Source organism: Pseudomonas sp. B21-019 (assembly GCF_024749225.1).
GTDB lineage: Bacteria > Pseudomonadota > Gammaproteobacteria > Pseudomonadales > Pseudomonadaceae > Aquipseudomonas.
Window position 1 is genome coordinate 4,214,282 of record NZ_CP087193.1, and the last position, 13,067, is coordinate 4,227,348.

6 protein-coding genes are annotated in these 13,067 nt (G+C 61.1%); 5 read left to right on the forward strand and 1 reads right to left on the reverse strand.

What is annotated here, in order from left to right; genetic code table 11:
• The first annotated feature begins 204 nt into the window (after nucleotides 1-204).
• The 5 genes from pvdM to LOY36_RS18775 all read left to right on the forward strand — a co-directional run bounded on the left by pvdM (nucleotide 205) and on the right by LOY36_RS18775 (nucleotide 9,965).
• The gene (gene pvdM, locus LOY36_RS18755; protein WP_019648337.1) at nucleotides 205-1,575 is read left to right on the forward strand and encodes a pyoverdine-tailoring dipeptidase-like protein PvdM; all 1,371 of its coding nucleotides are present in this window, start codon (nucleotides 205-207) and stop codon (nucleotides 1,573-1,575) included.
• Complete coding sequence (locus LOY36_RS18760; protein WP_258670020.1) at nucleotides 1,572-2,852, forward strand: aminotransferase class V-fold PLP-dependent enzyme; 1,281 nt, start codon at nucleotides 1,572-1,574, stop codon at nucleotides 2,850-2,852. The genes pvdM and LOY36_RS18760 overlap by 4 nt, the downstream gene beginning before the upstream one ends.
• A 230-nt stretch (nucleotides 2,853-3,082) precedes the next feature.
• Nucleotides 3,083-3,970 carry a formylglycine-generating enzyme family protein gene (locus tag LOY36_RS18765; RefSeq protein ID WP_258670023.1) on the forward strand — a complete coding sequence of 296 codons (888 nt, stop codon included), beginning with the start codon at nucleotides 3,083-3,085 and terminating at the stop codon, nucleotides 3,968-3,970.
• A gap of 131 nt (nucleotides 3,971-4,101) precedes the next feature.
• The gene (locus tag LOY36_RS18770) at nucleotides 4,102-5,760 is read left to right on the forward strand and encodes a cyclic peptide export ABC transporter (protein WP_258670049.1); all 1,659 of its coding nucleotides are present in this window, start codon (nucleotides 4,102-4,104) and stop codon (nucleotides 5,758-5,760) included.
• 29 nt (nucleotides 5,761-5,789) lie between these two features.
• A complete protein-coding gene (locus tag LOY36_RS18775) occupies nucleotides 5,790-9,965 on the forward strand; it encodes a non-ribosomal peptide synthetase (protein ID WP_258670063.1) in 4,176 nt (1,391 codons plus the stop codon).
• A 279-nt stretch (nucleotides 9,966-10,244) separates the two neighbouring features.
• On the opposite strand, the gene LOY36_RS18780 is transcribed toward LOY36_RS18775, so the two are convergent.
• On the reverse strand, nucleotides 10,245-12,725 hold the full coding sequence (locus tag LOY36_RS18780; protein WP_258670066.1) for a TonB-dependent siderophore receptor: 2,481 nt from the start codon (nucleotides 12,723-12,725) through the stop codon (nucleotides 10,245-10,247).
• Nucleotides 12,726-13,067 lie beyond the last annotated feature (342 nt).

Here is a 13,067-nt window from a genome sequence, read left to right on the forward strand (position 1 = left end):
GTTTGTTGCCGCTACAAATTTATGGGGCCTTAAAAGATCGCAGCCTTCGGCAGCTCCTACAGGTGTACGCCGTGCATTTGTAGGAGCTGCCGAAGGCTGCGATCTTTTGCAAGCCACCTAAATTCCCTGGCCAGCCACTCGTTCCTCCCAGATAGCAAAGGCCCCTGCGCCTGCACCGGGGCGGCGAACCTGACAGAGATGGCAATGACAAAACCACGTTCGAAAAAGGCTCTTTACATCGGCCTGCCGCTGGCCCTGGCGATCAGCGCCGGCGCGGGCTTCGCAGTCTGGTATTACGGGTTCAAGGACAACCCCGGTTACCCGATCAAGGTCATGCAACAGGCCGACGAGTTGCACGAGCGCATGCTCTCCTTCGACAGCCACATCACCCTGATGCAGAACTTCGGCACCCAGGGCAACGAAGCCGATAAGGATGGCGAGGGCCAGTTCGACCTGGTCAAGGCCAACCGCGGACGCCTGTCCGGCGCGGCCCTGACGATTTTCGGCTGGCCGGAACTGTGGAATGGCGCCAACGCGCCGCACAAGCCCACCGCCGGTTTTGTCGAAGAGGCACGCAACCAGCAGGAGATCCGCTACAAGATTATTTCCGGGATGGTCCGCGACTTTCCCAATCAGGTCGCCATTGCCTACACCCCCGACGATTTCCGTCGTTTGCACGGCGAAGGCAAGTTCGCGATTTTCATCAGCATGCTCAATGCCTACCCGCTGGGCCACGACCTGAAGCTGCTGGATCTGTGGGCGGCACGCGGCATGCGCATGTTCGGCTTCAGCTATATCGGCAATAACGACTGGGCCGACTCTTCGCGTCCCTTGCCGTTTTTCAACGATTCGCCGGATGCCCTCGACGGCCTCTCGGACCTGGGCAAGCAAGCGGTGCATCGCCTGAATGACCTGGGCGTGATCATCGACGTGTCGCAAATGTCGACCAAGGCCCTGGAGCAAGTCGCGCAATTGAGCCGCACGCCGATGGTCGCTTCGCACTCGGCGCCACGGGCGATGGTCGATATCCCGCGCAATCTCAGCGACAAGGAAATGCAGCTGATCAAGAACAGCGGTGGCGTGGTGCAAGTAGTCGGCTTCTCTCAATACCTGCGCCCGCTGACCCAGACCACCCAGGACAAACTCAACGAACTGCGCAAAGAGTTCGACCTGCCGCCCCTGCCGAACCTCGCCATGGCATTGATGCCGGGCGACCCGGTCATCGCTGCCTGGCCCGAGAAAAAATTCGGCCAGTACGCCAGCCGTCTCTACGCAATTCTTGAAGAAGAACCCAAAGCCAGCCTCAAGGACCTCGGTGACGCCATCGATTACACGGTGCGAAAAATCGGCATCGATCATGTCGGCATCAGCTCCGACTTCAACGAAGGAGGCGGCGTCAAAGGCTGGGAAAACGTCGGCGACATTCGCAATGTCACGGCGGAACTGATCTCGCGCGGCTACTCCGAAGCAGACATCGCCAAGCTCTGGGGCGGCAACTTCCTGCGAGTCTGGGATCAGGTACAGAAAGCCGCCAAGCCGGCGCTGATTTCACAACAAGGCACGAGCACACCATGAGCGATCGTCGCACTTTTCTGAAACAGGCCGGGATCCTCGCCGCCGGCCTGCCCTTGACTGCCGGCCTGGACAACGTCGCCAACGCCACACCACTGCCCTCGCTGCCTGGGGACAAATGGGCGCAACTGCGGCAACTGTTCGACCAGGAACCGGATTACCTGCATTTCTCCAACTTCCTGATCACCTCGCACCCAAAACCTGTGCGTGAAGCGATCGAGATGCACCGTGCCGCCCTCGATAAAAACCCCGGGCTGGCGATGGACTGGGACCTGGGCGTGATCGAGCAGCGTGAAGAAGAGGTGCGTGTCTGGGCCGGTCGCTACCTGCAAGCCAATGCCAGACAGATCGCCTTGACCGGCAGCACCACCGAAGGCCTGGCGATGATTTACGGCGGCGTTCATGTGCGCCCCGACCAGGAAATCCTCACCACCGCCCACGAGCATTACGCGACCCACACCATTCTCGACTTGCGCACTCAGCGGGACGGCACCCGGGTGCGCAAGATCAGGTTGTTCAAGGATCCGCAGACGGTGTCCAAAGCGGAGATCCTTGCCTCGATCGACCAGAACATCAAACCCGAAACCCGTGTGCTTGGCATGACCTGGGTGCACTCCGGCAGTGGCGTGAAACTGCCGATCGCCGACATCGGTGCGTTGGTGGACAAGCACAACCGCGGCCGTGCCGACCAGGACCGCATTATTTACCTGGTCGACGGCGTGCACGGTTTTGGTGTCGAGGACTTGAGTTTTCCCGCCATGAACTGCGACTTCTTCATCGCCGGCACCCACAAATGGCTGTTCGGCCCCCGTGGCACCGGCATCGTTTGCAGCCGCAGTGAACAGGTCAAATACGTCACGCCGATCATCCCGACCTTCTCCGAAGCCACGGCGTTCTCCACCACCATGACACCGGGCGGCTACCACTCGTTCGAGCACCGCTGGGCACTGAACGAAGCCTTCAAGCTGCATTTGCAATGGGGCAAGGCCGATGTTCAGGCGCGTATCCACGCGCTGAACAGCTATATGAAAAAACGCCTGCAAGCGCACCCGCAGATCGAACTGGTCACGCCCCTGAGCCCCGAGCTGTCATCCGGTTTCAGCTTCTTCCGGGTCAAGGGCCAGGACAGCGACAAGATCGCCGCCTGGTTGATGCAACACCGCGTGATCGCCGATGCCGTGGAGCGCGACGTCGGCCCGGTGATCCGCACGGCACCGGGGCTGCTCAACACCGAAGCTGAAGTCGACCGCTTCATCGCGTTGCTCGGCAAACAGCTCTGATCGCCAGCCCCATGGTTAATGTCGTAATGCGATCTGTAGCAGCTGGCGAAGCCTGCGTTCGGCTGCGAAGCAGTCGTGAATCCGGCTAACGCGGTCTACCTGACGCACTGCAGTTTCTGATTTTACGACTGCTTCGCAGCCGAACGCAGGCTTCGCCAGCTGCTACAGAGATTTGTGTCGCGGCGGAAGTTGCCCCCCTGATTCCTTTCAACTTTTTATCGAGAGCAATGATGAACAGTGAGCTGCGTAGCTTTTCCCTGAAGACGCTCCCCGCACTGGCCTTCGCCGCCGTGGTTGCAGGCCTGCTGCCCGGCGCCGCTCAGGCTGCCGCACCCGCCCAGCCCGGCAAGGTGTTCAAGGACTGCAAGGACTGCCCAGAGATGGTCGTGCTGCCCACCGGGACCTTCACCATGGGCACCCCGGACAATGAGGTGGGTCGCGAGCCCGACGAAGGTCCGTTGCACCCGGTGACCTTCGCCAAACCGCTGGCCATCAGTCGCTTTCAGGTGCTGGCCGGCGAGTGGGACGCGTACCTGCGCGACAGCGGTTACGTCATGCCCGACGGCGACACCCGGCCAGGCCGCGAGTGCAAGGCTGGCGTGCCGCGCTATGAACGTACGGCCAGGCATCCGGCGGTGTGCATGAACTTCCCCGAGGTCAATGCCTACGTGGCCTGGCTCTCGAAGAAGACCGGCAAACACTATCGACTGGTCAGCGAATCGCTGCGTGAGTATGCCGCCCGCGCAGGCAGCAGCGGCCCGTTCCCCTTCCCGTTCGATGAAGGCAAGGAATACAGCATCGCCAAACACGCCAACACCTACGGCGCCGCCGATGGCTACAACTTCACCTCTCCGGCGGGCAGTTTCCCGGCCAACGCCTTCGGCGTGTACGACATGCACGGCAACGTCTACGAGTGGACCGCCGATTGCTACAACGACAACTACGTCGGTGCACCCAGCGATGGCAGCGCCTGGTTGACCGGCGAATGCACGGCCCGGCGCATTCGCGGCAATGACTGGGGCGAAGCTCCGGTGTTCTCGCGTTCGGGCAACCGTAATGCCACCTACCCCGACACCCGTGGCGACTGGATCGGTTTTCGCGTCGCGCGGGATCTTTGAGGCTCCCACCTGCTGTCGCATGACCTGCAACAAACCCGTGCGCGGCTAAATCGTCGCCCACGGGTTTCGTCTTTTAAGCAGCCAAACTCTTGAACCTTTGCCCTTTAGCGGCACTTGAAGCGGAAACTTCCATGACCTCAAAATCCCGCGGAGCCTTCAGTGAAGTCCTCGGCCTGCTCAGGCCTTTCCGGGTCATCGTTGTGGTGTCGATCATGCTCGGCATGCTCGGCGGCCTCAGCATCACCGCGTTACTGGCGACCATCAATGACGCGCTGAACGCCGCCGCCACCCCGTCAACCCGAGTGTTGGCAACCTTTATCGGCCTGTGCGCGGTGGCGTTGCTGACGTCGATCCTGTCGGACATCGGCACCAACCATGTCGGGCAACACATCATTGCCGGGCTGCGTAAATCCCTGGGGGAAAAAGTCCTGTTGGCACCGATCGAACAGATCGAGCGCTTCCGCAGTTATCGACTGATTCCGGTGCTGACCCATGACGTCGACACCGTCAGTGATTTCGCCTTTTCCTTCGCGCCGCTGGCCATTGCGTTCACCGTCACCCTCGGCTGCCTGAGCTACCTGGCCTACCTGTCGTTGCCGATGTTTGCCTTGTTGCTGGTGGCCCTGGTGATCGGCACCGCGCTGCAATACGTGGCCCGGACCAAGGGCATCAAGGGTTTCCAGGCGGCTCGCGAAGCCGAGGACGAACTGCAAAAGCACTACAGCGCGATTGCCGCCGGCGCCAAGGAACTGCGTATCCATCGTCCGCGCCGCCAACGCATGTTCAGCCAACGTATCGAAGGCACCGCTGATTTCATCTGCAACACGCACATCCGCGCGGTCAACACCTTCGTGGTGGCCAAGACCCTTGGCTCGATGCTGTTTTTCGTGGTGATCGGCCTGGCGCTGGCCCTGCAATCGCTGTGGCTGGGCACCGATAAAGCGGTGCTCAGCGGGTTCGTGCTGGTGCTGCTGTACATGAAAGGCCCGATGGAATACCTGGTCACCACCCTGCCGGTGGTCAGCCGCGCCAACATTGCGTTCAAGCGCATTGCCGACCTGGCGGAGCAGTTTTCCTCGCCGGAACCGCACCTGCTGCTCAGTGACAAAGACGCGCCGAAACCGGTGGTCGAACACCTTGAAATGCGCGATGTGCATTTCGCCTTCCCGGCGGTGGACGGCAGCAAGCCCTTCGCCCTCGGACCGGTCAACCTGTCCATCGCTCAGGGCGAGATCGTGTTTATCGTCGGCGAGAATGGCGGCGGCAAGACCACGCTGATCAAGTTGTTGCTGGGGCTGTATGCGCCCCAGGGCGGGGAAATCATCCTTAACGGTAAGCCGGTCCTGGCGCATAGCCGCGACGACTATCGCCAGTTGTTCACCACGATTTTCGCCGACTACTACCTGTTCGACGAATTGGTGCAAGGCGAGCAGAACGTTCCCGAAGACGCCAACCGTTACCTGGAACGCCTGGAAATCTCGCACAAGGTCAGCATCCGCGATGGCGCCTTCAGCACCACCGACCTGTCCACCGGCCAGCGCAAACGCCTGGCCCTGTTGAACGCCTGGCTGGAAGAACGCCCGGTGCTGGTGTTCGACGAGTGGGCGGCCGACCAGGACCCGGCCTTCCGGCGCATCTTCTACACCGAGCTGTTGCCGGAACTCAAATACCTGGGCAAGACCATCATCGTCATTTCCCACGACGACCGTTACTTCGATGTCGCCGACCAATTGGTGCGAATGGAAGGCGGCAAGCTCGTCGCGCAAAAAAAACCGTTGGCGACCGCCTGAACGATCCACCGCCGACTACGAGAGCCCCGATGAACGACTTGATCGATGATGATGTACTGGCGCTGTTGCTGGCCGATGCCGGTGATCAACCCCAAGGGATAACCGCCCGCGCCAACCAGCGCCCGGCGCCGCTGTCTTTCGCCCAGCAGCGGCTGTGGTTTCTCCAGCAACTGTCACCGGACAACGCCGCCTACAACCTGCCCCGTGTCATGCGCATCACCGGCCCCCTGGCGCCCCGGCGGCTGGAAACAGCCCTGAACAAGGTGCTTGAGCGTCACGATATTTTGCGCAGTGCCTTCGTCGAAATCGATGGTTGCGCCATGCAGGTGGTCGATGCGCAGGCAACACTGGTGCTCGGCCATGAAGACCTGTCAGGTTTGTCGGACGAAGCCCGCACCAATCGGATCGCGCTACGTATCGAGACCCAGGCCGGCACGCCGTTCGACCTGCGCCAGGCGCCGCTGATGCGCGCGACCTTGCTCAAGATCGGCACCGAAGAACAGCTGTTGCTGATGAACATGCACCACATCGTCTCCGATGCCTGGTCCAACGCGATACTGATGCAGGACCTGAACCGTGCCTTCGCGCAGGCCAGCGACGCAGACGCCCCGCCGCTGCCACGTCCGGCGATTCAATACGCCGACTACGCCGCCTGGCAACGCGGTGACTACCTGCATAGCGCAACCTGCGCCAACAGCGCCGACTACTGGCAAAACTACCTCGGCACTCCGTTGCCGACCCTGGATATGCCGGTGGATTTCCCCCGCAGCGCGCAACACCGCCATCCGGCCGGCCAGCATGAGTTCGAACTGCCGGGGTCACTTTCGGCTGCCCTGAACCGCTTCTGCCAGCAACAGGGCCTGACGCCGTTCGTAGTCGCGCTCGGGGCCTGGCAACTGTTGTTGAGCCGTTACAGCGGTCAGCAGGACTTTACCGTCGGCGTGCCGAATGCCACGCGCAATCGCAGCGAAACCCAAGCGCTGGTCGGCTTCTTTGTCAGCAGTCAGGTGTACCGCGTACGCCTTGATCCGTTGCTGTCCGCCAGCGATTTCCTGCAGCGCCTGCGCCGTGAATCCCTGGCGGCGCTGGACCACGCGGATTACCCGCTGGAGTTGAGTTTCGATGCCCTGCAATTGCAGGCCAGCGCGCAAGCCAATCCACTGTTCCAGGTGCTGTTCAACTGGCGTGCCGACAGCGCAGAGCCGGCGCACATCGATCTGGACGGACTGACGCTGGAGTTCCTTGACGCGGGGTCGAGCCAGGCCAAATTCGATGTGTCACTGGACGTCACGTACTCGCCACACGGCGTGGCAGCGAGCCTGGAATACAGCCGCGATCTCTACACCCCTGTAACCATCGAGCGTCTGGCCCGGCACTGGCAGAATCTGCTACAGGCACTGGTCGATGATCCTGATCGCGCGCTCGGCGACCTGCCGTTGCTGGGCGAGGATGAGCGACAGGTGCAGTTGCAGCAGTGGAACCCGCCCGTGTCGGCCCAACCCGAGGAAGGCGTGCATCAATTGTTCGAACGCCAGGCGCTGGCCACACCGCACGCGGTGGCGCTGATCTGCGACGATCTTCAGCTCAGTTACGCCCAGCTCAACGCCGCCGCCAATGGTCTGGCCCACGCCTTGATTGCACAGGGTGTCGGACCGGAAGTGCTGGTGGGCATTGCCGTGGAGCGTTCGGCGCAGATGATCATCAGCCTGCTGGCGGTGCTCAAGGCTGGCGGCGCCTATGTCCCGCTGGATCCCGATTATCCGCAGGAACGCCTGGCCTGGATGATTGAAGACAGTGGCCTGAGCGTGTTGCTGAGTCAGCGTTCGCTGCTTGGTCGGCTGCCATCGATGCCCGGCGTCCAGCGACGCTGCGTCGACGACATCGATGTCCGGGGGACGCTGCCCGCACTTGACCCGCCCTGCCGCACCACCGGCCAAAACCTCGCCTATGTGATGTTCACGTCCGGCTCTACCGGTCGTCCCAAAGGGGTCGGCATCACCCAGGCGGCGTTGACCCGTCACGCCCAGGTGGCGCTGGAGTTTCTCGGCCTGACCGCACAGGACCGGTCCCTGCAGTTCGCCACGTTCAACTTCGATGCCTTTGTCGAGCAGCTTTACCCGGCGTTGATCTGCGGCGCCTCGGTGGTGCTGCGCGGGCCGGATATCTGGGACAGTGAAACCTGGTACCGCGAACTGCTCGACAAACAGTTCAGCGTCAGCGACCTGACCACCACCTACTGGAACATGCTGGCCAAGGACTTCGCCGCTGCCGGTCAGCGCGACTACGGTGCACTGCGGCAAGTGATCGTCGGTGGCGAAGCGATGCCACCGGAGGGCGTGGCGGCCTGGGGCAAGGCCGGCCTTGGGCACGTGAAGCTGCTGAACACCTACGGGCCGACGGAAACGACAGTCAGCGCCACGGTGCTGGATTGCAGCGACTACGTGACAGGGCAAATCGCCCTGCCCAAAAGCATGCCGATCGGCCAGCCTCTGGCCGGACGGGCGATTTACCTGCTCGATGCCGGCGGCCAGCCAGTGCCGGTGGGCGTCGTCGGTGAACTGGTGATTGCCGGCGACCTGCTCGCACGCGGCTACTTCAAGCGACCTGAGCTCACGGCCGAGCGCTTCATCCCCGACCCGTTCGATGTTCAGGGCGGCGGTCGTCTCTATCGCACCGGCGATCTGGCGCGCTATCGCGCCGACGGTGTGATCGAGTATGCAGGCCGGCTGGATCACCAGGTGAAGATCCGCGGATTCCGCATCGAACTCGGGGAAATCGAGTCATGCCTGCTGCAATCGCCGCAGGTCCGCGAAGCGTTAGTAGTTGCCCGGGAAGGCGCGGTGGGTTTGCAGTTGGTCGGCTATGTCGTGGCCCAAAGCGACTCGCTGAGCGAGCAGCAACAACTCGACCTGCGCGAAACCCTCAAGGCTGAGCTCAAGGCCAATCTGCCGGACTACATGGTGCCCAACCATCTGCTGGTACTGGCCGCCATGCCGTTGAGCCCCAACGGCAAGCTCGACCGCAAGGCCCTGCCGCAGCCCGACCTCAGCCAGACGCAGCGGCACTTCATTGCTCCTGAAACGCCCCTGGAAAAGGCGCTCGCCGAACTCTGGCAAGAAGCGTTGCAGGTCGAGCGTGTCAGCCTGGACGACAACTTTTTCGAACTCGGTGGCCATTCGATTCTGGCCATTCAATTCATCTCGACCCTTAACGCGCGCCTGGGCATCAAACTGGCGCTGCAACACATGCTGGCTCACCCCAATGTCCAGGCACTGGCCAGATTCATCGCCCTGGAGCATCAGCAGCATGTGCAATGCGTGGTCGAACTCAATGCCTCGACAGCGTCGGCACCGCCACTGTTCTGCCTGCACCCCAGCGGCGGTATCGTGTTCTGTTATCAGCCGCTGGCGAAAAAACTCAGTGCCCATGCCCGGACCTTCGGCGTGATGCACAAAGGCTTTGCCGACAAAGACTCGAACGCACAGAGCTGGGCGCAGATGATTGCCGACTACAGCGCACAGATCGTCGAGAAGCAGCCCCACGGTCCCTATCGATTGATGGGCTGGTCATTGGGTGGCGCGATTGCCATGGACGTCGCCGCCCACCTGGAACGCCAGGGCAAGGAAGTGACCTTCCTCGGCCTCGTCGACACCACTCTGCCGGAACGTGACCTGCCTGCCGACCTGCCGCGCAAGCCTCTGGAAGAAGACAACCCGAACCACCTCAGCGTGGAAAACGAACTGCTGGCGGCACTGGAAGTATTCAACCTGATGTTCGCGCATCTGGAACCGGCGGCGGCGAGCTTCATCGCCCGGAACCCGACGGCCGACCTCAAGGCCTTCTATCGCTGGGCCAGCGAACAGACGGCCACCGGCGAGCAAGAGATGATCGCGACCCTGGAAGGTATCAAGCAGGAGATCATGAACGCCCAGGCCTATGCGATTCACGATCGCCTGGTGGACGCGTTCAATGCCTTCTCGCTGCCGCTGCTCAAGGTCAAGGCCAGTTGCTGGTGGTCGCTGTCGCATAAAACCCTGGAGCAAGTGCTGTATTCGGAACAACTGCTCATGGCCCACAACGTGACAGGCCAATTGCACACCTCGATCCACTCACCACTGCCGCACCGCAGCATGATCTACAGCGAGTCGCTACTGGAGTCGTTTACCGAAGTGTTCCTCGGCTGCCAGGGCGAGTCATGTAGCTGACCAAGCGACGGCAAACAAAAACGCAGAAGCCATGGCTTCTGCGTTTTTGTTTGTGCTTCCGGCAATACCGTAGCAGCTGCCGAGCAGCGCGAGGCTGCGTTCGGCTGCGAAGCAGTCGTGAAATCAGGCACTGCAGTCTGTCAGATACACCGTGCATTTAGGGTCTACGACTGCTGCGCAGCCGAACGCAGCCTCGCGCTGCTCGGCAGCTGCTACAAGATTAGCCCGCGCCCCTGGTAAAAGGGCGCGGACCGGGACTTTGACGCTAGTGCAAAGGACTCAGAACTGCGGTGTGTATTTCACGCTGAACATCACGTTGCGTGGATCACCGTAGTTGTTGTTGCCGTTGATCTGGTTGTAGGCCGCTGCGAAGTAGGTCTTGTCAAACAGGTTGTTGGCGTTCATCGCCAGCTCGATTTCCGGGGTGAGCTGGTAACCGACGCGGGCATTCCACACGGTGTAACCCGGAACGTTGACGGAGTGGTCGAAACCTATCGTGTGGGTTTGTGCGGTAAAGCCCAGGCCTGTACTCACACGGCTCCAGTCGCCGCTCAACTGATAATTGCCCCACACACGCAGCATGTGTTTAGGCGTCCACCAGCTGAAGATTTTGCCTTCGTTGTCAGGGTCGTCGAGGTATTTGGTGGTGTTGTAGGTGTAGCCGGCAAACAGTTGCAGATTGTCGATCACTTCGCCGCTGATTTCGGCGTCCAGACCCTGGCTGCGCACTTTGCCCGATGCCGTCGAGCAAAACCAACCGTCGCAGGTTTGCGCACCCTGCGTATCGAGAACGGCACGGTTTTCCTGGTCGTAACGGAACAGGGCCACGGAGGTATTGATCCGGCCATCCATCAACTCGCCCTTGAGACCAATCTCGTAGTTACTGCCGATAATCGGTTTGAGTACCGCGCCGGCGGTATCGCGTTCGGTCTGCGGTGTATATACGTCGGTGTAACTGGCGTAGACCGCCCATTCGCGGCTCAGGTCATAGACGACACCGGCATAGGGCGTGACTTCCCCGGTTTCGGTGGCGGTACTTTTTGGATCTTCTGTAATGCCGGTCGCGGTCTGGGTCGAAGACTTGTAATTGTAGTCGTACCAACTGACGCGCGAGCCGAGCACCAGGGTCAGGTCTTCAACAGGCTTGACCCGCCAGCTGCCGTACAGGCCTTTCTGGCGGATGTCGTATTGGCTGGGAGTCCCACGACCACCGGGGCTATTGATCAAGCCTTCGTAGCTGATCTCCGGACGGTTGTGATCAATGTCGAAGATATTGTCGGAGCTGTCATTGAAGGTTCGGGCGTATTTGTCGTCCGAGGTGTATTTGGAATAGTTGCCGCCCACCATGATTTCCTGCGGCATGGACAAGGCTTCGAACTTGCCGGTGAGGTTCATGTCCAGAGCGACTTTGGTGGAGTCCATGTCCGTCACGAAGTCCGCGTATTGCACGCCGCTGCCATCGGGATTGATGCCATCGCCGGTGGATTGCACCCGCTGGTTCTTCGCCTTGTTGGTTTCCGTCATGCGCACGGCGCCGATCTTGAAGGCCCAGTCGTCGTTGAAACGGTGTTCCAGATCGGTGTAGAGCGTGGTGACGTCGATATCCGAATGGTTCCACTTCGCCCCGGTGTACGTGCTGCGCGGCAGGTCGATGGGTTTACTGTCGGAGTAACGCGGGAAGCCGCGGACATTCGAGCGCGATTCGCCGTCGGACTGGCTGACCGCCACGCCCACGGTGGTGGCTTCGCTCAGATCGAAGTCCAGCGCGCCGTACAGCGAGGTGGTCTTGTACCATTCGGAATCAACGAACGTGTGGGTGTCGTCCTGATCGGCCACGAAGCGTCCACGAATGGTGCCGTTCTGGTTCAACGGCCCGCCGGCGTCCAGTTGCAGACCGTAGTGATCCCAGGAGCCGGCCTTGCCGGTCAGGGTCACGGTCGGTGTGGCCTGACCGCGCTTGCGCACCAGGTTGACTGCGCCACCCGGGCTGCCGGTGCCTTGCAGCAAGCCCGACGCACCGCGCAGCACTTCCATGCGGTCGAAGAAAATCAAGTCCTGCGTGGCCCAATTGCCCAGCGCGTAAGTGTTGCGCGGGATCGGCACACCGTCGTACTGCCAGTCATCGATCTGGAAACCGCGCGAAGAGAGGATCAAACCTCTGCCAACGCCTTGGGCACCAACCAGTCCGGTGGTCTTGTTGGCCGCGTCCTTGAGATCGACGATTTCCTGATCATCCATTTGCTTGCGGGTCATCACCGTGACCGACTGCGGGATTTCCTTGAGGGTGTGGGTGCCCTTGCCGATGGTCACGGCATTCGAGGTGTAGGAATTCGAACCTTCGGTGGTCGCGCCCACCTGTTGCGCGTTGATGGTGGTAGCGCCCAGTTCCAGACCCTCGGTCGAACTGCCGCGTACCACCATCAGCGTGTTGCCTTCAAAGCTGTAGTGCACGCCCGTGCCCTTGAGCAATTGGGCAATCGCCGCTTCGCTGCTCAACTTGCCGCTGACGCGTGTGCTGCGCAGGCCGGCCATGTCATCGGCGCTGTAGATCACCTGCTGATTGGTCTGCGTGCCAAACGCCTGCAGCGCCTGGGGCAAAGGCTGGGCAGGAATGTCGAGGGTGAAGTCTTCGGCGTGGACCTGCGCGCTGAGCGGCAGCAGGCAAGCCATGCCCAGGCCGGCCAACGAGCGACGCGAGCGCAGGGTTCGGGCAATGACCAAGGCCTTGAACAGAGGTTTCAACTCATGAATTGCTGACATCGTGCTCTCTATTTTTAATTGAAATGGATAGGATCCATGGGCAACCGAGTGCCCTGCCGCTGCCTGGACCTGTGAACCGCCTGGATCGGCTGCCATCTCGGGCAACACGTCGCAAGTCGATGACCGGCCCCTCCCCGGGCTCGATCGTTTGTCCGGGCAGCGGTAAAAATGTGTACGGCTGGGAAAAACTGAACCCTGTGGCTACCCTGCCCGGCTCGATTTATCTGCTTACGTAAGTAAGACGCAGCACCGTGCAAAAACCGGAATGAGTTTATTTATCATTTGCGCAAAAATTCAAAAAAAAGGCCGACGCATTGGGCGTCGGCCTTTTTTTCTGCTACT

What these genes read in the sequence shown, in the direction of transcription:
- LOY36_RS18780 (WP_258670066.1), bottom strand. Translation starts at nt 12,725, where the DNA reads ATGTCAGCAATTCATGAGTTGAAACCTCTGTTCAAGGCCTTGGTCATT.
- LOY36_RS18760 (WP_258670020.1), top strand. Translation starts at nt 1,572, where the DNA reads ATGAGCGATCGTCGCACTTTTCTGAAACAGGCCGGGATCCTCGCCGCC.
- LOY36_RS18770 (WP_258670049.1), top strand. Translation starts at nt 4,102, where the DNA reads ATGACCTCAAAATCCCGCGGAGCCTTCAGTGAAGTCCTCGGCCTGCTC.
- LOY36_RS18775 (WP_258670063.1), top strand. Translation starts at nt 5,790, where the DNA reads ATGAACGACTTGATCGATGATGATGTACTGGCGCTGTTGCTGGCCGAT.
- pvdM (WP_019648337.1), top strand. Translation starts at nt 205, where the DNA reads ATGACAAAACCACGTTCGAAAAAGGCTCTTTACATCGGCCTGCCGCTG.
- LOY36_RS18765 (WP_258670023.1), top strand. Translation starts at nt 3,083, where the DNA reads ATGAACAGTGAGCTGCGTAGCTTTTCCCTGAAGACGCTCCCCGCACTG.